Annotated in this window: 17 protein-coding genes; 8 read left to right on the top strand and 9 right to left on the bottom strand. The window is 71.7% G+C overall.

The features are described 5' to 3' along the window. Window positions 1-156: 156 nt before the first annotated feature. Window positions 157-1,449, bottom strand: coding sequence for a lipid IV(A) 3-deoxy-D-manno-octulosonic acid transferase (gene waaA, locus V2J18_RS18655; protein WP_064747178.1), 1,293 nt, complete (start codon window positions 1,447-1,449; stop codon window positions 157-159). 200 nt (window positions 1,450-1,649) lie between these two features. On the opposite strand from waaA, the gene lpxL reads away from it, so the two are divergent. Continuing rightward, window positions 1,650-2,576, top strand: coding sequence for an LpxL/LpxP family Kdo(2)-lipid IV(A) lauroyl/palmitoleoyl acyltransferase (gene lpxL / locus V2J18_RS18660; RefSeq protein WP_336132564.1), 927 nt, complete (start codon window positions 1,650-1,652; stop codon window positions 2,574-2,576). A gap of 73 nt (window positions 2,577-2,649) precedes the next feature. Here lpxL and V2J18_RS18665 read toward each other — a convergent pair whose 3' ends face one another. The 6 genes from V2J18_RS18665 to V2J18_RS18690 all read right to left on the bottom strand — a co-directional run bounded on the left by V2J18_RS18665 (window position 2,650) and on the right by V2J18_RS18690 (window position 7,358). After that, window positions 2,650-3,975: an O-antigen ligase family protein gene (locus V2J18_RS18665; protein ID WP_336133140.1), complete on the bottom strand. Its 1,326-nt coding sequence runs from the start codon at window positions 3,973-3,975 to the stop codon at window positions 2,650-2,652. Beyond that, complete coding sequence (locus V2J18_RS18670) at window positions 3,956-5,098, bottom strand: glycosyltransferase (RefSeq protein ID WP_336132565.1); 1,143 nt, start codon at window positions 5,096-5,098, stop codon at window positions 3,956-3,958. Before V2J18_RS18670 ends, V2J18_RS18665 begins: the two co-directional genes overlap by 20 nt. 10 nt (window positions 5,099-5,108) lie before the next feature. After that, window positions 5,109-5,312, bottom strand: coding sequence for a zinc-finger domain-containing protein (locus tag V2J18_RS18675; protein WP_064747175.1), 204 nt, complete (start codon window positions 5,310-5,312; stop codon window positions 5,109-5,111). Window positions 5,313-5,394: 82 nt separating this feature from the next. Next, window positions 5,395-6,105 (bottom strand): pirin family protein, encoded by a 711-nt coding sequence (locus V2J18_RS18680; RefSeq protein ID WP_064747174.1) that lies wholly within the window; start codon window positions 6,103-6,105, stop codon window positions 5,395-5,397. A gap of 13 nt (window positions 6,106-6,118) precedes the next feature. Beyond that, on the bottom strand, window positions 6,119-6,697 hold the full coding sequence (locus tag V2J18_RS18685) for a YceI family protein (RefSeq protein WP_064747173.1): 579 nt from the start codon (window positions 6,695-6,697) through the stop codon (window positions 6,119-6,121). Between the two features lie 73 nt (window positions 6,698-6,770). Next, window positions 6,771-7,358: a malonic semialdehyde reductase gene (locus V2J18_RS18690; RefSeq protein WP_064747172.1), complete on the bottom strand. Its 588-nt coding sequence runs from the start codon at window positions 7,356-7,358 to the stop codon at window positions 6,771-6,773. Between the two features lie 106 nt (window positions 7,359-7,464). On the opposite strand from V2J18_RS18690, the gene V2J18_RS18695 reads away from it, so the two are divergent. Beyond that, on the top strand, window positions 7,465-8,448 hold the full coding sequence (locus V2J18_RS18695; protein ID WP_336132566.1) for a mitochondrial fission ELM1 family protein: 984 nt from the start codon (window positions 7,465-7,467) through the stop codon (window positions 8,446-8,448). A 52-nt stretch (window positions 8,449-8,500) separates the two neighbouring features. On the opposite strand, the gene glnE is transcribed toward V2J18_RS18695, so the two are convergent. Beyond that, on the bottom strand, window positions 8,501-11,347 hold the full coding sequence (gene glnE, locus V2J18_RS18700) for a bifunctional [glutamate--ammonia ligase]-adenylyl-L-tyrosine phosphorylase/[glutamate--ammonia-ligase] adenylyltransferase (RefSeq protein WP_336132567.1): 2,847 nt from the start codon (window positions 11,345-11,347) through the stop codon (window positions 8,501-8,503). Between the two features lie 786 nt (window positions 11,348-12,133). On the opposite strand from glnE, the gene V2J18_RS18705 reads away from it, so the two are divergent. The 3 genes from V2J18_RS18705 (at window position 12,134) to V2J18_RS18715 (ending at window position 17,356) form a co-directional block, all read left to right on the top strand. After that, a complete protein-coding gene (locus tag V2J18_RS18705) occupies window positions 12,134-12,637 on the top strand; it encodes a hypothetical protein (RefSeq protein ID WP_141233400.1) in 504 nt (167 codons plus the stop codon). A 15-nt stretch (window positions 12,638-12,652) separates the two neighbouring features. Beyond that, window positions 12,653-14,107: an XVIPCD domain-containing protein gene (locus tag V2J18_RS18710; protein WP_064747168.1), complete on the top strand. Its 1,455-nt coding sequence runs from the start codon at window positions 12,653-12,655 to the stop codon at window positions 14,105-14,107. 234 nt (window positions 14,108-14,341) lie between these two features. Then, window positions 14,342-17,356: an SEL1-like repeat protein gene (locus V2J18_RS18715; protein WP_064747167.1), complete on the top strand. Its 3,015-nt coding sequence runs from the start codon at window positions 14,342-14,344 to the stop codon at window positions 17,354-17,356. A gap of 15 nt (window positions 17,357-17,371) precedes the next feature. Here the strand turns inward: V2J18_RS18715 and V2J18_RS18720 are convergent, their stop codons facing one another. Then, window positions 17,372-19,351, bottom strand: a complete 1,980-nt coding sequence (locus tag V2J18_RS18720; RefSeq protein ID WP_336132568.1) for an esterase/lipase family protein — start codon at window positions 19,349-19,351, stop codon at window positions 17,372-17,374. A 354-nt stretch (window positions 19,352-19,705) separates the two neighbouring features. Between V2J18_RS18720 and V2J18_RS18725 the strand changes: the two genes are divergently transcribed. From V2J18_RS18725 to V2J18_RS18735, 3 genes are read left to right on the top strand one after another with little or no spacing between them, the layout of a single operon-like run. After that, window positions 19,706-20,068, top strand: coding sequence for a hypothetical protein (locus V2J18_RS18725; protein ID WP_064747165.1), 363 nt, complete (start codon window positions 19,706-19,708; stop codon window positions 20,066-20,068). A gap of 11 nt (window positions 20,069-20,079) precedes the next feature. Beyond that, window positions 20,080-20,820: a hypothetical protein gene (locus V2J18_RS18730; protein WP_336132569.1), complete on the top strand. Its 741-nt coding sequence runs from the start codon at window positions 20,080-20,082 to the stop codon at window positions 20,818-20,820. A gap of 57 nt (window positions 20,821-20,877) precedes the next feature. Next, window positions 20,878-22,302: a hypothetical protein gene (locus V2J18_RS18735; protein WP_064747163.1), complete on the top strand. Its 1,425-nt coding sequence runs from the start codon at window positions 20,878-20,880 to the stop codon at window positions 22,300-22,302. The last annotated feature ends 91 nt before the right edge of the window (window positions 22,303-22,393 follow it).

Consider the following 22,393-nt stretch of genomic DNA (forward strand, 5'->3'; position numbering starts at 1 on the left):
GGCGTAAGCCGCGACTGCCGCAGCGAGGTTCTGCGCGTCGCGTCCGAAACCCGCACACACAGCGCCTTGTACGCAGACTGCACGGCGGCTTCGGCCACTGCGCTCTCGATCACCGCTGCGGCTGTCGCGGCTTACGCCGCTCCTGCAAGAGCGCGATCACGCCGGCGGCAGCGCCGGGCGCAGCAGGGCCATGGTGCGGGCCAACGCGCCGCGGCCGAGTTCGACCAGGTCGCGGCCGGCATCGATCATCTGCGCGCGTTCGCGCGGGTCGGCCAGCAGACGCTCCACCGCCGCTTCGACCGCGTCGGCGTCGGCGCCGATGCGCAGCGCGCCGGCCGCTTCCAGGCGCTGGGCGATCTCGACGAAGTTGTGCAGGTGCGGACCGGTCACGATCGGCGTGCCGGTGGCCGCCGGCTCGAGCAGGTTGTGGCCGCCGATCGCCTGCAGGCTACCGCCGACGAAGGCGACGTCGGCGCAGGCGTAGAAGCTCATCAGCTCGCCGAGGGTGTCGATCACGAACACGTCGTCGCCCGGCTGCGGCCAGCGCGCGCGCGAGCGCGTCGACACCTGCCAGCCCGCGCCGCGCGCCTGTTCGGCCACCACCCGGAAGCGTTCGGGGTGGCGCGGCGCCCACAGCAGCAGCAGATCGGGAAAGCGCTCGCGCAGGCGCCGGTGCATGGCGATGGTCGCCGCCTCCTCGTCCTCGTGGGTGCTGGCGGCGATCCACACCGGCCGCTCGCCGGTGTGGCGGTGGCATTCGGCGGCGAACTCGTCCAGCGCATCGGGCACGTTGACGTCGAACTTGAGGTTGCCGGTCTCGGTGACCTGTTCCGGCCGCGCGCCGAGCTGGACGAAGCGCTCGCCGTCGGCGCGCGACTGCGCCGCGACCGTGCGCACGGTGCGCAGCGCGCGTCCGACCAGCGGCGCCAGCACGCGGTAGCCGCGCAGCGAGCGCTCGGACAGGCGCGCATTGAGGATGTAGGCGGGAATGCCGCGGTCGCGGCAGCCGAACAGCAGGTTCGGCCACAACTCGGTTTCCATGATCAGCGCTGCGCAGGGCTGATGGTGGCGCAGGAAGCGCGCGACCGCGCCGGGCAGGTCGTAAGGCAGATAGACGTGCTCGACCGAATCGCCCCAGGCCGATCGCGCCCGGTCCGAGCCGGTCGGGGTGATGGTGGTGACCAGCAGGCGCAAGTCGGGGCGGCCGCGGCGCAAGGCATTCACCAGCGGGATCGCCGCATTGACCTCGCCGACCGAGACCGCGTGCAGCCACAGGGTGCGGGTCTGGGCCGGGCCGCGGTAGACCGCGTAACGCTCCAGCCAGCGCTGGAAGTAGGCGGGCTGGCGAAAGCCGCGCCAGATCAGGTGGTAGACCGTGACCGGCGCCAACAGGTACAGCGCGACCGAATACAGGCCACGCAACAGGCGCTCGATCAAATCCTTCCGCATCCGCCAAGGATAAAGGCTGGCGAGGTGATTCGGTCGTGCAGGCCGCTGCGGACGCCGATTTCGCGCACCGTCCCGCCCGCATCGCCGGCCCGCCAGGACGGACGCGCTCGCGGAGCGATGCGCGCGCCGGCGGGCACCCGCCGCGCAACGCGAGCCCTCGGCGCACCGGCATTCACGCCCGCACCGCATAAACTATCGCCATGGCCGATACCGCCCTGCCCCTGCGTCCGTCCCTGCTTTCGCCGCGCCTGTGGCCGATGTGGCTGGCCCTGGCCGGCATGTGCCTGGGCGCGCGCCTGCCGTGGGGCCTGCAACGCCTGCTCGGCGGCTGGATCGGTGCGTTCGCCCTGCGCGTGGCGGGCACCCGCCGACGCGCGGCGCAGATCAATCTGGCGCTGTGCTTCCCGGAAAAGAGCGAGGCCGAACGCGCCGCGCTGCTGCGCGAAAGCTTCCGCGACCTCGGCATCGGCTTCTTCGAATTCGCCCGCGCCTGGTGGGGCTCGGTCGCGCCGATGCGGCGCACGGTGCGGATCGAGGGCCTGGAGCGGCTCGACGAAGTCCGCGCCGCCGGGCGCGGCGTGCTGATGGTATCGGGCCATTTCATGACCCTGGAAATGTGCGGCCGGCTGATGTGCGAACACTTGCCGCTGGCCGGCATGTACCGCCGCCATCGCAACCCGGTCATGGAGTGGGCGGTCAAGCGCGGCCGCCTGCGCTACGCCAGCGCGATGTTCACCAACGAGGAAATCCGCCCGGCGATGCGCCACCTCAAGCAGGGCGGCTTCCTGTGGTACGCGCCCGACCAGGACATGCGCGGCAAGGACACGGTGTTCGCGCCGTTCTTCGGCGTGCAGGCCGCCACCATCACCGCCACCCACCAGTTCGCCCGCCTCAGCGGCTGCGCGGTGGTGCCGTTCTTCCACCGCCGCGAAGGCGCCGACTACGTGCTGCGCCTCGGCGCGCCGCTGGCGGAGTTTCCTTCCGCCGACGCCACCGCCGACAGCGCCCGGGTCAACGCCCAGATCGAAGCCATGGTGCGGCAGGCGCCTAGCCAATACTTGTGGATCCACCGCCGCTTCAAGCGCCGGCCGGCAGGCGAGATCTCTCCCTACAAGAAACAGAAGTAACCGGTTCGGGGCCGGAACCGGCGAAAGCCGCGCGTGCCGCCGCTGTTCGCTGTCTGCTATCGCCGACTCGCCGCTACTCGCTCCTGGGCTGAGCCAACAGGCTTCCCGCATACAACGCCGCCAACAACAGCGTCAGCCCGCCCCAGAAGGTCGAATAGAACGCCAGGTGGGTGTTGAGCGGGAACACCGTCACCAGCAAGGCCAGCATAGCCGGACGCGACGCCTCGCGCGCCCGCGCGTCGGCGAAGGCCCAGGCGCGCCAGGCCAGGGCGGCGCCGGCCAGCCACATCAGCAGGCCGAAGGCGCCGGTTTCGCTGAGCACTTCCAGCAGCAGCTGATGGGCGTGCAGGGCCGGGCCTTCGCCCCAGGAGGTCAGGCGACCGGGCTGCGGGTCGCAGGCCGGGAAGGCTTCGCGGAAACCGCGCGCGCCGACGCCGTTGACCGGATGCTCGCCGACCATGCACCACGCAGCGCGCCAGATCCGCGTGCGCCCGGACAAGGCGTTGTCGACGCCTTCGACGTCGGCGCTGACCACGTGCGCGGTGCGCGCCAGGCGCTCGTGCACCTGCGGCGAGACCCGGTCGAGCACGCCGATCGTCAGCACGCCGATCGCGAACACGCCGAGCAGGCGCTTCCAGCCGAGCAGGCGCCAGCCCGACAGCAGCAGCACCAGGCCGTAGGTGATCCACGAAGCGCGCGAGCCGGCCAGGACCACGACCACCCCGACCGCAGCCGCGGCCAGCAGCCAGCCGGCGCTGCCGAAGCGACGCCCGGCGGCGTAGAGCACGAACGGCGAGAAGCTGGCGATGACCTGGCCGAGCTTGAGGTTGCACGGACCGAGCACGCCGCTGAGACGGTCCGCGGCGGCGGTCTCGGCGGCGCTGCACATGCCGTGCCCGCTGATCGCCTGCTTGAGCGCGTCGATGCCGAAGAACAGCGGGCTGGTGCCGGCCACCCACTGGATCAGCGCGTCGACGGTCCAGACCGACAGGATGATCGCCAAGCCGCCGAAGGTGGTGCGGCGCCCCCGCGGCGAGGCCACGGCCGCGGCGACCAGCCACAGGAACGGCAGATAGCGCAGATCGACCGCGGCTTCGCGCAGGGCGCGGCCGGGATCGACCGCATCGATCGCCGAGACCAGCTCGGGCAGCCAATACGCGGCGAACAGTACGCTGGTCAGGGCCCAGGCCGGGTCGCTGAGCAGCCGCGCGCCGGTGTTGAACCGCGCCAGCGCCAGCTTGACCAGCGCGGTCAGCGCGCCGAGGGTCAGCACGCCCTCGGCATAGCCGGGCGCGAACAGCAGCGCGACATAAGTCAGGATCCAGGCCGGCGCCCAGCGCCAGCCGACGATCGCATGGCGCGGCGCGGGCGCGCCGGGTTCAGCCGCGGTCGGCGCCATCGACGAGTTCGGCATAGACGGCAAGCGTGGCCTCCTGCATCGCCCGCAAGGAAAACGCCATCGTATCCACAGCCGGCGGCGGCTGCGTTAGCAATTCGCAAGCGGACCGATGCAGGGCGTCGGCATCGAACGGCGCGACCGCGCCGCCGGCTTGCGAACGCGCCAGCAATTCGCCGACGCCGCCGTGGTTCCAGCCCAGCACCGCGCGGCCACAGGACCAGGCCTCGATCACAGTGCGGCCGAAGGCCTCGGGCTTGCGCGACAGTTGCAGCACCAGATCGCTGGCCGCATAGGCGCGCGCGATCGCGTCGGTCGGGGCGGTGAACGCCACCGCCTCGGCGATGCCCAGCGCCTGCGCCTGCTGCTCGAGTTCGGCGATGTAGGCCTCGCGGCCGGACTCGCGCGCGCCCGGCAGCCACAGCCGCGCGTCGCGGCCGTCGCCGCGCAGCGCGGCCAGCAAAGCCAGCGCGTCGGCGTGGCCTTTCAGGCGCGTGCCGCGGCCGGGCAGCAACAGCAAGGGGCCGTCGCCGCCGAGCGCCGGATGGATCGCCGCGGCCCAGGCGCGTGCGTCCGGGTCGGGCCAGGGCGCGCGCGGAAACGCGGCCGGGTCGATGCCGCGCGGGATCGTCCGCAACCGCGCCGGGTCGGTGTCGGGATAGTGCTGCAGCACATATTCGCGCACGGTGCCGGACACGCAGATCACCCGCTCGCCGCGGGTCATCACCGCACTGTAGCGCGAAGGCGAATTGAGCCCGTGCACGGTGGTGACGAAACGCGGCCGCGCGTCTTCGGCCAGGCCGCGCCAGGCCAGCAGGCCGACCCAGGCCGGCAGGCGCGAGCGCGCGTGCACCAGGTCGACGTTCTGCGCGGCCCACAACCGGCGCAGCGCGAAGGCATGGCGCAAGGTCGCCGGCGACTTGCGCCCGATCGCCAGCTCGACGTGTTCGCCGCCGAGCGCCAGCAGCTTCGGCACCAGCCGGCCGCCGGCGGAAACCACGATCGCGCGATGGCCGGCGCGCACCAGCGCGTCGGCGATTTCCAGGGTGGAACGTTCGACGCCGCCGGATTCCAGCGCCGGCAGCAGTTGCATCACCGTCAGCCGGCGCGGCTCCGGCGATGTCATGCGCGGACGATCAGTCGTCGACCAGGGTGAAATGCGCGCCGCAGTACGGGCACTGGCATTCGCGCTCGGCCTCGATCGGCAGGTACACGCGCGGATGCGAGTTCCACAGCGCCATCGACGGCAGCGGGCAGCTCAGCGGCAGGTCCGCCCGGGTGACGGTGTAACGCTGGTCGGCGTTGGCCTGGGTGGGATGGGCGTTGGCTGCGGTGGTCATGGGAAACGACGGGTGGCGACGCGGGGTGGGCAGTTTACCAGCGTGCGGCCCCGCGCCGCTGCACGCGGCCGGCCCGGACCGCTCAGGCCAGCGGCGGCAGGTCGAACCAGAGCAGTTCGGCCGCCGTTTCGCCGCGCCCGGCCAGAGCCAGCGCGCCGGATTCGCCGTGCAGGCCGAGGGCGTCGCCGGCCTCGAGCCGGCGCCCGTTGGCCTCGACCTGGCCGCGCACCACCTGCAGCCAATAGCTGCGGCCGGGGGCGAGCGGGCAGTCGGCACGGCCGTCGCGGCCCAGACGCAGCGAGTACAGGCGCAGGTCCTGGCGCACCGGCAGGCCGCCGTCGGCGCCGTCGCGCGAAGCCAGCAGACTCCATTCGCCCTCGCCGGCCGCGGCCGGCGTCGCGCGGACGCAGGCCGGGCGCGCATTGAGCCGGTCGGGCTGGATCCAGAACTGCAGAAAGTGCAGCGGCTGTTCGGCCGAAGCATTACGCGCGCCGTGGGCCAGGCCGTGGCCGGCGCCGATCCACTGCCATTGCCCGGCCTGCACCGCGCCGCCGCCGTCCAGTTCCGGGTGGGCCAGCGCGCCGCTCAGCACGAGGCTGAGAATGTCCATGTTGGCGTAGCGGTGCGGTTCGAAGCCCGCGTCGGGACCGACGCGGGCTTCGTGCACCACTCGCAACGCACCGAAGCCCATCCAGGCCGGGTCGTAGTAACCGCCGAAGGAAAACGCGTGGCGGCTCTCGCACTGGTCCGCCTGCAGCAGACCGCGGGCGGCGGATGGACGTTCGATGATCATGCCGCGCAGTTTATTACTGCTTCGGCACCAGCGCTTCGGTGGTGATGCGGATGCTGACTTCGTCGCTGACGTTCGGCGCGTACTTGCCGAGGCCGAAGTCGCTGCGCTTGAGGGTGGTGGTGGCGTCGAAGCCGGCCGCGGCGCGCTTGGCCATCGGCTGCTCGCCGATCTTGTTGATGGTCACGTCCAGCACCGCCGGCTTGGTCACGCCGTGCACGGTCAGCTCGCCGGTGACCTTGAGCTTCTTCTCGCCCGCGGCCTCGACCTTGGTGCTCTTGAAGGTGATGGTCGGGTACTTCTCGGCATCGAAGAAGTCGGCGCTCTTGAGGTGCTCGTCGAAGTCCGGCACGTGCGAGTTCAGGCCGTCCAGCGGGATGGTCACCTGCACCGAGGACGCGGCCGGCTTGGCCGGATCGTAGGTGATGCTGCCGTCGACCTTGCCGAAATGGGCGACCGGGTGGGAGAAGCCGAAATGGCTCCAGCCGGCGACGACGTCGGTGTGGTTGGGGTCGATCTTGTAGGTCAGCGGGGCGGCGACGGCGGCGCCGGCGAAAGCGAAGCCAAGGACGGCGGCGAGCAGGATGCGCTTCATGGGTGGTCTCCTCGAAACGGCGGACAGGAAGGAACGGCGGGGGAACGGCGGGAAAAACAGCGGCGGAACGGCCTCAGTCGATGCGCGCGGCTTCGTCGAAGGGCAGGCGCGGCGAACGCGGGAACAGCTTCTCGGGTTGGCCGACGCCGAGGTTGATCAGGAAGTTGGACTTGATCTGGGTGCCGGCGAAGAAGGCCTCGTCGACCTTGGCATTGTCGAAGCCCGACATCGGGCCGGTGTCCAGGCCCAGCGCGCGCGCGGCCAGGATCAGGTAGGCGCCCTGCAGGCTGCCGTTGCGGAACGCGGTGGTGCGGATCGACTCGTCGTTGCCGGCGAACCAGCTGCGCGCGTCGGCATGCGGGAACAGGTAGGGCAGCTTTTCGTAGAACTCCAGGTCGTGGCCGACGATGACCGTGACCGGCGCGGCCAGGGTCTTGGCCAGGTTGCCCTCGGACAGGGCCGGGCGCAGCTTCTCCTTGGCCTGCGCCGACTTGACGAACACGAACCGCGCCGGCGACCCGTTGGCGCTGGTCGGCGCCCACTTCACCAGGTCGTAGAGCTGGCGCAGGGTCTCGTCGCTGACCTCGCCGCCGAGCTCGTTATGGGTACGGGCGGTGCGGAACAGCTGATCGAGCGCGTCGTCGGTCAAGATCCGGGACATCGTTTTCTCCGTGAGGCTGCCAGGCTCGGCATGTGATCGGGAGGGGAAGTGTAGAGTCTCGATCCGACCGCAGAACCGACACCTTCGGAACGGATTAACTGCAACCGTGCAACAAAACGGCTTTCCTGCGAAAACTAGCTCCACTGCTGCAACTTGGGTCCTGACCGACGGCCGCGCCGGCAATCAGCGCCAGGCCAACGCCCTGGCCCTGGCCCTGGGCCGCGCCGCAGCCGACTGGACCCTGAGCCCGCGCGCGCCCTGGCGCTGGCTGGCGCCGCGGCGCCTGCCCGGCGCGCAACAGGCCTTCGGCCCGGCCTTCGCCCAGGCGCTGGCGGCCCCGCCGCGCCTGGCGATCGGCTGCGGCCGCCAAGCCGCGCTGGCGACCCGGCTGCTGCGCAGCGCTCACTGCGCCGCGGTGCAGATTCTCGATCCGCGACTGGACCCGCAGTTCTGGGATCTGGTGGTCGCGCCCGAACACGACGGTCTGCGCGGGGCCAACGTGGTGACCCTGCTGGGCAGCCTGAACCCGGTCGACGACCTGTGGCTGGCCGGCGCGCGCAAGACCTTCCCCGCCTTCGGCGCCCTGCCCGGGCCGCGCACCGCGCTGCTGCTCGGCGGCTCCAGCGCCCACGCCGATTTCGACCAGGACGCCTTCGACGACCTCGCCGGGCAGTTGCAGGCGGTGCTCGAACGCGAGGGCGGCAGTCTGCTGGCGACCACCTCGCGGCGCACCCCGGCGCCGGTTCGCGCACGCCTGCGCGAACGCCTGGCGCGGCTGCCGCGGGTGTCCTGGTACGAACCCGGCGAAGGCGCCAACCCTTATCCGGGCCTGCTCGGCTGGGCCGACCGCATCGTCTGCACCGCCGACTCGGTCAACATGCTGTCGGAAGCCGCGGCCACGCATGCGCCGGTATTCGCTTACGGCGTCGACCGCATCGACGGCCGGCCGCGGCGTTTCGTCGACAGCCTGCTCGGCCTGGGCCGGGTGCGGCCGTTCGACGCCTCGCTGCGCAGCTGGCCGGTGACGCCGCTGCGCGAGACCGCGCGGGTCGCGGCCGAAGTGCGGCGCCGGCTGCAACTGCCGGACTGAGCGCGGCGCGCGGCGACGCGCTCTCGGCCGCGCCGGCCTGGCGCCGGCGCCGCTACGGCGCTGCGGCGCGCAGCCCCTGCTCGCGCATGGCCGCATCGATCGCCGCGCGCGCGGCGCGGATCGCCTCGGTCTGCGCGACCCGGCGCGGGCGCCGGTCGAGGGTGCATTCCAGTCCCGCCGCGAGCAGCACCGCATGCGCCGCCGCCAGGGCCTGCGCCTGCGCGGGCGGCAGCCCGTCGGCGCGGCACGCGGCCGCGATCAGCCCGGGCGTGTCGCGCGGCCGCAGCAAGGCCGGCGCGCGCGCGCTATCGCCCAGCACCCGGTACTGGAGCAGGAACTCCAGATCGACCAGGCCGCCCTCGCCCTGCTTGAGGTCGAAATGCGCGGCGTCGCTGCGGTCGAGCTCGGCGCGCATGCGCGCGCGCATCGCCGCGACCTCCTCGCGCAGCTTGGCCGGATCGCGCGGGCGCGCCAGTGCTTGCGCGCGCACCGCCTCGAAGCGCTCGCCCAGGCCGGCGTCGCCGGCGACGAAGCGCGCCCGCACCAGGGCCTGATGCTCCCAGGTCCAGGCGCGTTCGAACTGATACTCGGAAAAGCTCGCCAGCGACGACACCAGCAGGCCCTTGGCGCCGTCCGGGCGCAGCCGCACGTCGACGTCGAACAGGCGACCGGCCGCGGTCACCGCACCGAGCAGGGCGACGATCTTCTGCGCCAGCCGCGCGAACCAGCGCGGCGCGTCCAGCGCGCGCGCGCCGTCCGACCAGGCGCCGCCTTCGACCGGCGGCGCGTCGTACAGGAACACCAGGTCCAGGTCGGAACCGAAGCCGAGTTCCTCGCCGCCCAGGCTGCCGTAGCCGAGCACGGCGAAGCGGCCGCCGGCAATGCGCCCGTGCGCCGCGGCTATTTCGCTCTCCGCCAGGGCGAGGATGCGCATCACCACGCCGTCGGCCAGCCACGCCAGCTGGCGCGCGCTGTCCTCGGCCGACTGGCGGCCGTCGCGCAGGGCCATGGCGATGCGGAAGCTCAGCGATTGCCGCACTTCGTTGAGCGCCTGCAAGGTCGCCTCGGCGTCGTCGCCGCCGTCGACTTCGGCGCAGGCCGCCAGCAACTCCTCGCGCCCCGGCAGGGGCCCGACCACCCGCGCATCGAGCAGTTCGTCGAGCAACAACGGATGCGAGGCCAGGCGTTCGGCCAGCAAGGCGCTGCGCGAGACCACTTCGACCAGCCGGGTCAGCGCCGCCGGTTGTTCGTCGAGCAGCGCCAGATAAGCGCTGCGGCGCAGGACGTTGTGCAGCAGCGCGAGCAAGCGCTTCAACGCGAGCATCGGTTGGCTGGAACCCGCCGCGCCGTGCAGCAGCGCCGGCAGCACCCGGTCCAGGCGCACCCGCGCCGCGTCCGACAGGCCGCGCACGCCGGGGCTGCGGGCGAAATCGCGCAGCGCCGCATCGGCGTCGGCGGCGGGTTCGAAACCTGCCTCGTCGAGCACCGCCGCCTCGCCGGCCTCCGGCAGCGCACGCCAGTACGCGGTCAACGCATCGGGCGCGGCGCGGCGACGGCGCGGCGCGAGTAGCGCGTCGAATTCGGCGGTGACGCGTTCGCGGTGATGGGCGAGCTCGGCCAGCAACGCCTCCCAGTCCGGATAGTCCAGACCGGCGGCGATGCGCGCGCGGTCTTCGCCGGTCGCGGGCAAGGCGTGGGTCTGCGCGTCGCGCAGCATCTGCAGGCGATTCTCCAGGCGGCGCAGGAAGCGGTAGGCCTCGGCCAGGTCGGCGCCGGCCGCCTCGCCGATCTGGCGTTGCCCGACCAGCTCGCGCAGCGCCGGCTGCAGACGGCGCCCGCGCAGTTCCGGTTCGCGGCCGCCGCGGATCAATTGCAGCGCCTGGACCAGGAATTCGATCTCGCGGATGCCGCCCGGCCCGCGCTTGATGTCGTCGGCCAGTTCCTTGCGCGCCACTTCGGCGCTGATCGCCGCCTTCATCGCGCGCAGGCCGTCGAGCGCGCCGAAGTCCAGGTAGCGCCGGTACACGAACGGGCGCAGCGCGGCCAGGAAGCGCTCGCCCGCCTCGATGTCGCCGGCCACCGGCCGCGCCTTCTGCCAGGCGTAGCGTTCCCAGTCGCGGCCTTCGCGCTGGAAGTACTGCTCCATGGCGGTGAACGACCAAGCCACCCGGCCGGCATTGCCGTAGGGGCGCAGGCGCAGGTCGACGCGATGACAGAAGCCGTCGCCGGTGATCTCGTCGAGCAGCCGCGCCAGTTGCTGACCCAGGCGGGCGAAATAGGCCTCGGCGTCGAGCGCGCGCGCCGGGTCGCGACCGTCGAACTCGGTGCTGCCGTCGTGCTCGTAGGCGTAGACCAGATCGACGTCGGAACTGAAATTGAGTTCGCCGCCGCCGAGCTTGCCGAGGCCGAACACCACCAAACGCACCGCTTCGCCGTCGCGGGTGCGGACCGTGCCGCGCTGGCGGGCGAACTCGTCCTCCAGTGCGCGCAGGGCGGCGTCCAGGCAGCGCTCGGCCAGGGCCGTGCTGCCGGCCAGGGTGTCCTCGACCCGGTCCAGGCCCAGCGCGTCGCGCCAGATCAGCCGGGTCGATCCGGCGGCGCGATAGCGGCGCAGGCGCATGCCCCAGTCGCTGCGGTGGTCGGGCGGCAGATCCGGCGGCGGCGGCTCGGCCGCGCCGTCGTCGGCGGCCAACGCCAGCAACAAGGCCGGCTGCCGCACCAGGGTGTCGATGGCGAAGTCGCTGACGACGGCGACCCGCGCCACCCGCGCGGCCAGCTGCGGATTCTCGAGCGCGGCGCGCGCCTCGGCGGATGCGGCGCGCAAGCGCGCCAGCGCGCGTTCGGCCAGCGGGTCGGCGGCGGCGAGGGACATGGAAACGGACAGCGGAGAAGCGGTCATGCGCCGATGATCGCATGCCGCTGCAGCGGCTCCGGCAGTGGCCGCCATGCGCGTTGCGAGGCGGCCCGCGGCCGCAACGCGCGTGCGCTGCCGCAGACGGCCCGGCCGCGTCCTTGGCGCGAACGCCGTCGCAGGTACGACGGCGCCGCTGGGCGATGCGCATGCGTCCCGCGCCGCCGTCGTGCCTGCGCAACCGTCGACTCGCCGTGCGCACAGCGCGCCGGCAACGCCGCGCCGGCCGCGACGACAAAAAGGCCGCGCAAATAAAAAGCCCGCTTCCGGTAGAACCGGTTGCGGGCTTGCTCCCTCCCCCACGTCGGGATGCGGGGCGATCGTGAAGGAACCGTTATCGGCTTTGCACGCTGCACTGCAAAACAGAACTTGCCAGTTCATTTGAAACGCGCCGCCGGCGTTGCTGCCGTCCGATTCGAAAGCCAGCAACGGCGGGACTGTTATCGATGCCACCCGACCCGGCGGCAACACCGATCGGGTACCGCGGCGGCGCGCGCGCAGGAAAACTGAACAGGGCGACTGCGCGGCGACTGCGCCGACGCTGCGGTTGCAATGTGTCGTCGGTCGCAACTCTGTCCTGCCTCATGCGTGTCCAGCGTTCATCAGGTGTCGCACCTGCTGTAATCCGCGGAGCGATTCGCGTTACACGGAGGAGACGCCATGCCCCGCTCCCGCTTCCCCCGCATCGCGCGCGCGGCCCACGTCCTGGCCTTGGGCTTGGCCATCGCCGCCTGCGCGCATGCCCCGACATCGACGTCCATCAAGGAGGACCCCATGAGCACCGCCGCCAGCGGCACAACCCAAGTCACCGGCGAAGACATCAGCCGCCGCATGCTCAAGCTGATCGGCAGCCTGACGTCCAATGCCGACCTCAACGCCGACCACGTCCGCCGCCACACCGGCCTGGATGTCCAGCTCGCCGCCAACGGCGACGGCTCCTTCGGCACCGGCGCGCAGCTGAACCCGGACTGGTCGTACAACCTCTACGTCACCCGCCCGGCCGGCGAACAGAAGAACAAGCTGATCTTCGACTTCGCCCGCACTGGCAGCCAGGACGCGCCGATGACTCCGGTCTGCGGCCTGGATTTCGACCACTACGCGCGCGAGCTCAAGACCATGGGCTTCCAGGGCGATGCCAGCTACGCCGAGCACGGCCGCCTGGACCACTGGAATTTCAGCCGCACCGGTCTGTCGCTGCAGATCTTCGTCGAGGGCGAGTCCAGCGAATCGCCGGCCAAGATCGGCCACCACTGCGTCAAGACGCTCACCATCGAATAAGGCAAGGAGGCCGTCATGCCCGCCAAGATCAGTCCCGAGCTGCAGAAGCTGCTCGACGAATTCGCCAAACAGCCCGGCGTCAGCGCCGACGCCGCGGCCAATCTCAAAACCACCATCGAAGGCTCGCCCGCGCTGTCCAAGCAGCTCGACGACGCCATCGCCGGCGGCCACCTGAAGTCGTTCAAGCCGCTGACCGACCCCAACGCGGGCGGCGCCTACAACGGCAAGGAACAGGCCATGCTGTTGCCGATCAAGGGCCTGGAGAAAGCGCCCGCCGGCACCTACGACGCCGGCAACATGACCTTCGTGCTCGGCCACGAGGTCCAGCACGGCTTCTACCGCACCGATCGCGACAAGGCGATCCAGACCTTCGCCACCGAAGCCACCGCACTGTCCAAGACCGTCGCCGACAAGCACGACTACACCGCCTCGGTCGGCAAGGTGATCCAGGCCGATCGCGACAACGAGGCCAAGGCCCACATCGCCGGTTGGAACGCGTTGGTCGGCAACGTGCGCGAAACCAATCCCAAGGCCACCCTCGCCGACGTGTACGCCAAGTCGCCCGGCCGCGCCGGCGATTTCATCGACCGCACCGGCACCGCGCCGAACTTCAACTACGCGTTGAAGGCCGGGCTGACCGTCGAGGCGGACCTGTCGATGAAGATGAGCGACGACAACGTCAAGTCGATGGGCAAGTACTACTTCGACATGCCGGCGGCGCAGGCGCGCCTGGGTCACAACGGCAATTCGGACTACGCCAACTACTACGGCGCGTCCTACATGAGCTTCATCAGCCAGCTCGAGCATGCGCACGGCAAGACCGCCAAGGGCGGCAAGCCGGAAGTGCATCTCAACATGACCCAGCTCAAGCTCAACGAAAGCCTGATGGAGCAGAACGGCATCGACCTGGGCGCCAATTCGGCCGGTCGCCAGCCTTACTACGACACCAGCGGCAATCCGCCCAAGCTGGGTCATTTCGACCACACCAAGACCACCCACACCCACGTCAACATCCGCAACGCGCCGCTGGACGCGCTCAACGAGCTGCAGGGCGACCCGCATGCGCACGAGCACGGCAAGCTCGACCCGCGCCACGCCGAACACCCGGATCACCGCTTGTTCCGCGGCATCCTCGACAAGGTGCAGGGCGAGTACGCGCGCCACGGCGGCAGCCTGCCGGAACGCGACGCCGAACGCCTGGCCGCCGGCCTGGCGCTGGAGAGCAAGCGCAACCACCTGTCCAGCCCGGATCACCTGGTGCTCAGCGTCGACCCCACCACCAAGGAAATCGGCAAGACCGCGTTCCTGGTCCAGGGCGACCCGACCAACCCCTCGCACCTGCGGGTGGGCGTGTCGTTGCAGCAGACGCCGCCGACCGAAGACGCGTTCCGCCAGCTCGATGCGCTGAACCAGCAGCAATCGCAGACCCCGCAGGCGCAGCAGCAACACCAGCACCGGGCCATGCCGTAGCGGACCGGCGCTGCGGGAACGAGGACGCAGGAACGAGGAACGAGCAACAACCGGGTCGGCCCGGATTCGCTTCCCGCTCCCGCGTCCTCGGCGCCCGAAGCCGGCGCCGCCAATGCGCGACCACGGCCGCCGCCGGCTGCGACCGGTCCGTCACTTCGCCGCTTCGCCCATTGCGGTCGCGCCGCCGGCGCGACGATCCTTTACCCTGCTCGCCCCGCCAAGCAGGGAGCGTCCATGGGCAATCGGGTCTTTCTGTATCTGTGCACGGAAACCGAGGCCGCACAAGGCGGCGGCCGGCCGTTCGCCGAGGCCAAGAACCATTTCCCGCCGCTGTGGCAGCTGTTGCTCGCCGACGGCCGCGAGGGGCCGGCCAACGTCGCGCAGCGGCTGCCGTTCCTGGACACCGACACCGGCAATCTGATCGGCGACGCGGCTGCCGCCCGCGATCGCTTCTCCCTGCTGGAACGCTACGTCGTCGGCCATCCTCAACTGGACCGCATCCCCGGACTGGCGCTGCAGTTCGAAGCGTTCCGCCGCTACCTGGACGAAGAAGCGGCCCTGGTCCGGGCCGGCGCCGCCGATCCCGACGCGCCGCTGTGGTTCTCGGCCGATCTGGACGAACTGTCCTGGCTCGACGGCGACATCGACGGCTTCGTCGAGCGCATGGCCGCGCAGTGCGGCGCGTTCTGGCGCGAACTGCAGGACGCGATCGCGGCCGACCGCGCCGGGCGCGTGGCCGAACTGCTGGAAGTCCAGGGCCCGGCGTGGCATGCGGGCGAGTGGAGTTCGTGGCTGTGGCAGTTCGGCTTCGGCGGCCTCGACCATCCCTACTTCGACCAGCCCGAACGGCCACGCAGGATCGCGTTCGAAGCTTTCGAACACGACCACTACGCCGACCAGGCCGCGCTGGGCCACGACCGCATCCTGTTCGAGGCCGACGGTCTGCGCGGCCTGCGCCGGCGCGGCGAACACGACGAGCACGACCGGCTGCAACCCGGCGAAGTGCTCATTCCCGCGCAATGGCAGGACATCCTCGACGCCGGCCATGAACAGCGCGAACTGTACTGGGTCGCGCGCCAGGACCGTTACGGCCTGCTGGAGCGCCATGCCGACGGCCGCGTGCGACTGCTGCTGGAACCGGTGCTGAGCGAAGTCGACGAGTTCCAGGCGCTCGCCCCCTGCGCCCTGGCCGCGGTGCGGATCGGCGAACGCGCCGGCCTGCTGCAGGACGACGGCGGCTGGCGGCTGGCGCCGGAGGCGGCGTCGCCGCCGGCGCAGGCGATCGGCCGCTTCAGCCACGGCCGGGCATGCGCTCGCAGCGGCGAGCGCGTCGGCTATCTGGATACCGCCGGACACTGGTGCGTGCCGCCGGTCTACGACGCCGGCGGCGACTTCACCGGCGAGGGCTATGTGGAGGTGCGCCGCAAGGGCCGGTTCGGCCTGATCGACCGCGACGGCGCGACGGCGCTGGAACCGCAGTACGACGCGTTGGAATGGAACGGCGACGCGCGCGCCTATCTGGCCCGGCGCGGCCGCCAATGCGGCTGGCTGCATGCCGACGGCCGCGCCTGGGTCGCGACGGAATGGGACGAGATCGAGGCCATGCCCGCGGGCACGGCGATCCGGGTGCGGCGCAAGGGCCGCTACGGCCTGCTCGACTGGTCGGGACGCGAGTGCGTCGCGGCGGCCTATCGCGCGCTCGACCTCGACCACGAAACCTACGACGCCGACGCGCCGGTGCAGCGCGAGGCGCTGCGCTACGTGGTGCGCACCGGCGGTCGCGACGGCGGCCTGGGCATGATCGACGCCGACGGCCGCGAACTGATACCGCCGGTGTACGACGAGTTGTCGGCCTTCGCGGCCTGGATCGAAACCGGGCCGGGCGAAACGGCGGACGCGAGCGGCGAAGCCTGGCGCACGCCCCCGCACCTGATCGCGCTGCGGCGCGAAGTCGACGGCCGCGGACGACGCGGCGCCTGGGACTTGCGCTTGGGCCGCGAAGTCGTGCCCTGCGCGCACGATCGCGTGTTCGCGGCCGCCTTGTACCGCGACGGCGCCGACATCGTGGTCGGCTATCTCGTCGCCGACGAGCTGCCGGGCGCGGAGCACGAAGACGAGGGCTACAGCCGCCAGCGCATGCAAGTGCTGCGTGCCGACGGCAGCGCGCTGCACTCCGGCTACGCCTGGATCGGCGTCGCGCGGCCGCTGGACTGGAGCGAGCTGTCGGAGATCGCACAGCGTCTGTATCGCGCCTGGTCCGCGGACGACGCCGTCGAGGCGGTGCGCAGCGACGACGACGGTTTCGAATGGCTGCGCCGCGACGGCAGCCGTCGCGGCCATGTCGAGTGGCTGGCCGAGCGCTATGCGGCCGGCGACCGCGACGCCGCGTTGCGCTTGGCGCGTGAACTGCGCGACGGCTACGGCGTGGCCGCCGATCCGGTCGCGGCCCGGCGATGGATGGCGCGCGCGGCCGGCATCGCCGCCGACCCACCGGCACGCCGCCCCGGCCTGCTCGCGCGCTTGTTCGGCGCCGCCGACGCGCGCTGGTCGCCGGACGCAGCCGCCGCCGACGGCAGCGCCGATGCCATGGACGAATTGGCGGCGATGCTGATCGACGGCGTCGGCGGCGCGCCGGCGCCGGCGTTGGCCCGAGACTGGCTCGAGCACCTGCTCGACCGGGTCGCCCCGAATCACGCGCGCGCGCAGATCCGTCTCGGTCATTTGCTGCAGAACGGCATCGGCGGCGACGCCGACCCCGAACGCGCCTTGCGCCTGTTCGAGCGCGCCGCGGCTCAGGCCGAGCCGGATGCGCTGTACAACCTCGGTCACGCGCACGAGTTCGGCCTCGGCACCGCGATCGACCACGAGCGCGCGCTGGACCACTATCGGCGCGCCGCCGAGATCGGCGACGGCGACGGCGCGCATCGCGCCGGGCTGGTCGCATTGCGCCTGGGCGCGCACGCCGGCGCCGACCGCGCCGCGGCCTGCGCCGAAGCCGCGCGCTGGCTGCGCCGTGCCGCCGAACACGACAGCTATGCCGGCGCGCACATCGCCGGCAGCGATCTTGCGGCGCTGCTGGTGCGCGGCGACGGCGTGGAGCGCGACGTCGACGAAGCCGAACGCCTGTGGCTGGCCGCCGCCGAGGGCGGGCATCGCGGCAGCATCGAACATTTGCTGGCGCTGTACGGCGACCAGGACAGCGAGCGCCACGACCCCGAGCGCGCCGCCTATTGGCGCCAGCGCCGCTGACCGCGGCGCAGACGTTCAGCGTCCGCCGCGGCGGCGGTACTCGGCCAGGTCGATGCGCAGGATCCGGCGCAGTTCCAATATCGCCTGCGGCGTCTCCTGCACGCTGTGGCCGGAAACGATCGCCTTCTCCGATTGGGCGCCGTCCAGGTGCGCGCTGGCGTAAGGCACCACGCCGTCGCTGGACTGCGCCAGCGGCACCGTCGGATCGCGCCAACCCACGACGGTGTGGAACGGCAGTCCGGGTTCCAGGCTCAGGCCGGCGGTGCTGCGCATGAACAAGGAATGCGGACTGAGATCGTCCGGCCCGGTCGGCGGACGGCCCTTGCGGAAACCGATCTTCTGCAACTGGTCCTGGTCGACTTGGCTGCGCTGGATCAGTTCGGCGGTGTCGCGCAGCACGTCGAACGGCAACCGGATCAGCTTGCGCACCATGCGCAGCGGCCAGCCGTCGGTGACCACCGCGCCGCGATGCGGCGACGCCAGGAACACGGCGCGGCCGAACTGCGGCATCGGCCGGAACACGGTCAACTCACGCACCAGCGGGTCCTCGCGCAGGCGCTGCGCGGTGGCGGCGTCGAAGTTGCTCAGGCTGGCTTCGCGCACCTGGTCGCCGCTGTCGCTGAGCAGCAGGCGCGAGATGACCCCGCCCATGCTGTGCCCGACCAGCACCGCATCGCGGCTGGCGACGTCGTCGCCCTGCGGATCGTAGTGGGCGAAGGTGCGCTGCAAGGCCGACTCGATCGCCGCGCGGTTGCCGAGGATGCTCAGATTGGTCGGATAGAACACCTGCCACAACTGGTAGTGGCGGCGCAGGGTTTCGTCGCCCAGCACTTCGTTGGCCAGGTTGACCCAGGCCTCCGGGCTGCTGGCCAGTCCGTGCACCAGCACGATCACGCGCTTGTCCGGATCGTAGGGCTGGTTGAGATAGACCCGCGGCGAGAACGCGCGCGCCTGCTTCGGCCGCAGCAGGCTGGACAGGCTCAACCGCGCCAGTTCCGAACGCGCCAGCCAGATGCCGTAGGCGGCCGAGTAGTTGGCCGCCAGCGGCACGCTGCGCCCGGCTATGGTCTCGCTCTCGATCCGGAACGGGTTGTACACGTCCATGCGCGCGCTGCGGTCGGCGAGCACCGCATCGAGCGAGTCGCCGTCGAAACGCAAGGTCGCGGTGACCGGCAGGTAGCGCGTATCCCGATAAGGCAGGCTCGCGGCCGCAGGCCCCTGCCCCGCAGCCGCCGAGCGGCGCGGGAACACCGCGACCAGCGAAGTGCCGAAGCCGTCGCGGCGATAGACCGCACGCAGGTTGTCGAAGCCCAGCGTATCAGAAGCCAGCAACGCCTCCGGTTGCTGCTCGATCTCGGAGGATTCGTAACCGTGCAGGGCGACGCTCAGCTCCAACCCGCCGACCTGTACCGGGCTGGCGCCGACCCGGCCGCGGCTGGCTTCGAACGCGGCCTGGGCGACCACGTCGACGGCGCGGTTGTAGAAACGCAGCACCCGCTCCTGGCGCGCCTCGAACACGCGCTGCTCCGGCGTGCGCGGGGTCAGGAACAGATAGGCGTAGGCGTAGCGCGCCGCCTCGATCGCGGCGCGGGTGCGCGGATCGGCGGCCACGTCGGGCACCGCGGCCGCCGTCGGCGCGGCCGGCTTGCGCGCCAGCCCGGCGCTCTCCGCCGCCTGCGTCACCGACGCCGGCAGGGCGTTCATGCGCAACAACTGCAATTCCGCCGAGGCCGCCAGCCAATCCTCGACCGCAGCCAGCGTGCGCAGTTGGCCGATGCACGGCTCCGGCTCGCGCGCGCAGGTCTCCGCGTCCAGCCCGGCCGATCCCAGCACGCTCGCCGCCGATGCGCTCAGGCGGCCGCCGCTGAGCGCATCGATATTGCGCTCCACCGCGACGTCGCCGAAGGCGCGCTCCTTGACCTTGACCACGGCGCAACCGCTGCCGAGCAGGACGGCGAGGCCGAGCGCGAGCCAGGCGGCGGGGGATCGGGACATGGCGGATTCCGGACGGGGGCGAAGGCCATTGTCCGGGGCCCGCGGGGCGCGAGTAAATCTCCCGATCGCGAACGGCCCGGGCATCCATCGCCGCGGCTGCGCTCCGGCGACGCCCACCGCCGCCCCTCCGGCGCACAGTCCGGTCCGCGCCACCGGTCGGCGTCGGGCACGGAACGAGACCGCCCAGGTCCGTGGGGCAGCCACGCCGAGGCCTAGCGCGAGCTTCGTTCCGTGCGCGCACGCGCGCAGGCCCGCCGCGCTGGGAGCGAACGGCGGGCGTCTTCACAGCCGGCGCGCAGCGGCGTTCAACCGTATCGAGCCGGCCATCCTTTCTCCGCACCCGAGGCGCTCCTCATGCATCCGTCCGGAAATCCCGCAGAGTCCGGCCAGCCCGAGCTGCACGTCCAACACATCGCCTGCACCAACAACGCGTGGTTCTCCCTGCGTTTCGTCGTCCAGCGCGTGGAAGGCGATCGGGTGATCGGTCAGGCGCACAGGACCAGCGCATTTCCGGCCGGCCAGACCCGCAACGTGGATCTGGCCACCCTGCGTTTCCACGGAAAAGCGCTGGACATAGGCGACCGCGTGCGCCTGCGCGTCGGCGCGATCGGCGGCGGCCGGCGCGACGGCCCTTCGGTGGCTTACGCGCCCAACGGCCACACCGCCGCATTCAGTGTGCGCGGCACCACCCAGCGCTTCTCGATCAACCGCCTCTGAGGCGCCCGGCCATGGCCGCGTCCCACGCTCTCGACGGCCGATCCGCCGATTGGCTGCGCGATCACGAGCAACTGTTCGTCCGCTTCGGCCTCAACACCGAGGACGCCGACGCCCGCCGCCGCAATCGCGGCGCGCAGGTCCATATGCTCGCCGACGCGCGCTTGCCGCAGATCGCGCCGGACCGTGTGTTTCCGAACGTGGTCGCGGTCACCCGCGGCGCGGCGCTGTCGATCCAGATCCGTTCGCGTTCGCCGCTCGGCTTCGGCTTCCGCGTCGCCACCGACGCCGGACCGGTGGTGGACCGGTTGTACGCGGTCGACCGGCCCGACGCGCAGGGCTTGCGCAGCGTCACCGTCAGCCGGTTCCAACGCGACCAACGCCTGATCGTCGTCGATCCGATGAGCGCATGGCTGAGCGATTCGCGCGATCGCGATGCGCTACAGCAACTGTGGCGCTGCGAAATCTCGACCTGGGCGGTGCGCCAGTTTCTCGACCCGATCAGCGGGCGGGTCTACACCGCCAACCGTCCACGCTTCGCGGCGACGGCGGAGGCCGGGCCGTTCGAGACCCGCGGCGGCCAAGCGCTGGACGCGGCGGACGGCGCGCGGGTCCGGGTCAACCCCGGCGTGGTGCGCGGCGAGGGCGAAGCCGGGCAGCGCTTCGGACGCATCCAGGTGCAGGCCGAAGACGATCCCGAGCGCCAGCGCATCGGCTCGCTGCACGTGCATTTCTTCGTCCTCGGCCTCGACTGACCGTCGTTCGTCCCGCGCGCCGCCGCGCTTCGCACATCGCGCACCCGAGAGGTCCGCATGCTCGTCACCATCGCATTCGCCGGCGAACCCGACCGCGACATCGTCCTGCGTCTGGCGCCGGAGACCAGCCTGCTGCGGGTCCGCGAGCAACTCGCGGCCAAGGCCGGGATGCAGCCGGGCGAGCGCTTCCGCCTCGGCAGGGCCGGCCTGCATCCAACGCTCGAGGCCGAGACCACGGTCGCGCAAGCGATCGACAAGGACCAGACACTCACGGTCCGGCCGGCGCAGACCAAACGCGCGGAATCCGCGGCCAAGACGCAGGCGCAAGCGCGTCCCGCCTTGCGCCCGACCGCACCGGAGGCACGCCCGGCCGAGGCGCGTTGGGGGCTGAGGAACGAGACCGACGCACCGGATCTGCTGCCGCAGTTGCAGGGCCGGCTGGCCGGGGTCAACGCGCGCACTCCGGACGAGTTCGCCGCGTTGCCGCTGGAGACGGTGCAGGCGCTGCTCGCCACGCGCCGGCTCGACCGCGGCCTGCGCTTCAGCGCCGACCTGGGCGACAGCGTGTTCGGCGCGCGTTCGCCGCGCTCGCCGGCGGTCTATCGGCACCCGCAGCGGCCGCCGCATTCGGGCGGCGTCTCGTTCACGTCGCGCGGGCGCCTCAGCGCCACCGCCAGCCGGGTGCTGCACGAGTTGCATACCCGCAGCATCCACAACGCCAACGCCGGCGGCGGCGTCAACGGCTTCGGCCTGGGCGCGGATTTCCGCCGCGACCTCGAGCGCCTGCAGCGCAGCGAAGTCACCGCGATCCATCTGGTCGAGGAGACGATCGTCCCCAAGGTGGCGGTGACGCTGGACCCGGACCAGGATCTGGACGTCGCGCCCGAACTGGTCGAAGCGGTGGACGCCGCGCTGGCGGTGCGCGGCGGCCGGCGCAGCCAGTACCAGGCGCTGCACGAGCGCGTGTTCGCCGGGTTCGGCTATTTCTTCCCCTGCGAGACCCTGCTCGGCGGGGTGCGCATGCGCACGCTCAGCACGACCAGCGAGGATCTGCGCGAGCAGCAGCAGTTTCTGGCGGGCTTCGGCTTCGGCGCCGCCGCCAAGGACGTGCCGACCAGCCACGGTCCGGCCAGCGGCGACATCGGCTACGCGCGGTCCGAAAGCCGCCTGTCCAGGCACCGGCATATCCGCCAGCTTCGCCAACAGGACGTGCGCACGGTCGGCGGCCATCCGGCGCTGGGCCTGGCCGACGATCTGCTCCTGCAGTGGATGGCCGGCCTGGATGCGGTGGAACTGTGGGCGGCCATCGGCCATCGCCGCCTGGTGCCGATCCTGCGCTTCCTGCCGCGCCGGCAGCGCGACCGGTGCGTCGGCGTGATCGAGCCGTTCGCCCGTTCCGACCTCACCGCGCGCTTCACCGTGCTGGACATGGCCGCCTACGTGGCGCCGTTCAACCGCGCGCTGCTCGACGAGCTGATGTAGCCGCCGCAACGCGTCGGGGCGGGCCGCGCCCGACGGCGCCGCAAAAAAAAGAACCCCGCCTCGCGGCGGGGTTCCCGGTGTCGCTGCACGT

Source organism: Lysobacter firmicutimachus (genome assembly GCF_037027445.1).
Lineage (GTDB): Bacteria > Pseudomonadota > Gammaproteobacteria > Xanthomonadales > Xanthomonadaceae > Lysobacter > Lysobacter firmicutimachus.

Excerpts from the sequence above, each read along its gene's own strand:
- waaA (WP_064747178.1), bottom strand. The coding sequence starts at position 1,449 with ATGCGGAAGGATTTGATCGAGCGCCTGTTGCGTGGCCTGTATTCGGTC.
- lpxL (WP_336132564.1), top strand. The coding sequence starts at position 1,650 with ATGGCCGATACCGCCCTGCCCCTGCGTCCGTCCCTGCTTTCGCCGCGC.
- V2J18_RS18665 (WP_336133140.1), bottom strand. The coding sequence starts at position 3,975 with ATGGCGCCGACCGCGGCTGAACCCGGCGCGCCCGCGCCGCGCCATGCG.
- V2J18_RS18670 (WP_336132565.1), bottom strand. The coding sequence starts at position 5,098 with ATGACATCGCCGGAGCCGCGCCGGCTGACGGTGATGCAACTGCTGCCG.
- V2J18_RS18675 (WP_064747175.1), bottom strand. The coding sequence starts at position 5,312 with ATGACCACCGCAGCCAACGCCCATCCCACCCAGGCCAACGCCGACCAG.
- V2J18_RS18680 (WP_064747174.1), bottom strand. The coding sequence starts at position 6,105 with ATGATCATCGAACGTCCATCCGCCGCCCGCGGTCTGCTGCAGGCGGAC.
- V2J18_RS18685 (WP_064747173.1), bottom strand. The coding sequence starts at position 6,697 with ATGAAGCGCATCCTGCTCGCCGCCGTCCTTGGCTTCGCTTTCGCCGGC.
- V2J18_RS18690 (WP_064747172.1), bottom strand. The coding sequence starts at position 7,358 with ATGTCCCGGATCTTGACCGACGACGCGCTCGATCAGCTGTTCCGCACC.
- glnE (WP_336132567.1), bottom strand. The coding sequence starts at position 11,347 with ATGACCGCTTCTCCGCTGTCCGTTTCCATGTCCCTCGCCGCCGCCGAC.
- V2J18_RS18705 (WP_141233400.1), top strand. The coding sequence starts at position 12,134 with ATGAGCACCGCCGCCAGCGGCACAACCCAAGTCACCGGCGAAGACATC.
- V2J18_RS18710 (WP_064747168.1), top strand. The coding sequence starts at position 12,653 with ATGCCCGCCAAGATCAGTCCCGAGCTGCAGAAGCTGCTCGACGAATTC.
- V2J18_RS18715 (WP_064747167.1), top strand. The coding sequence starts at position 14,342 with ATGGGCAATCGGGTCTTTCTGTATCTGTGCACGGAAACCGAGGCCGCA.
- V2J18_RS18720 (WP_336132568.1), bottom strand. The coding sequence starts at position 19,351 with ATGTCCCGATCCCCCGCCGCCTGGCTCGCGCTCGGCCTCGCCGTCCTG.
- V2J18_RS18725 (WP_064747165.1), top strand. The coding sequence starts at position 19,706 with ATGCATCCGTCCGGAAATCCCGCAGAGTCCGGCCAGCCCGAGCTGCAC.
- V2J18_RS18730 (WP_336132569.1), top strand. The coding sequence starts at position 20,080 with ATGGCCGCGTCCCACGCTCTCGACGGCCGATCCGCCGATTGGCTGCGC.
- V2J18_RS18735 (WP_064747163.1), top strand. The coding sequence starts at position 20,878 with ATGCTCGTCACCATCGCATTCGCCGGCGAACCCGACCGCGACATCGTC.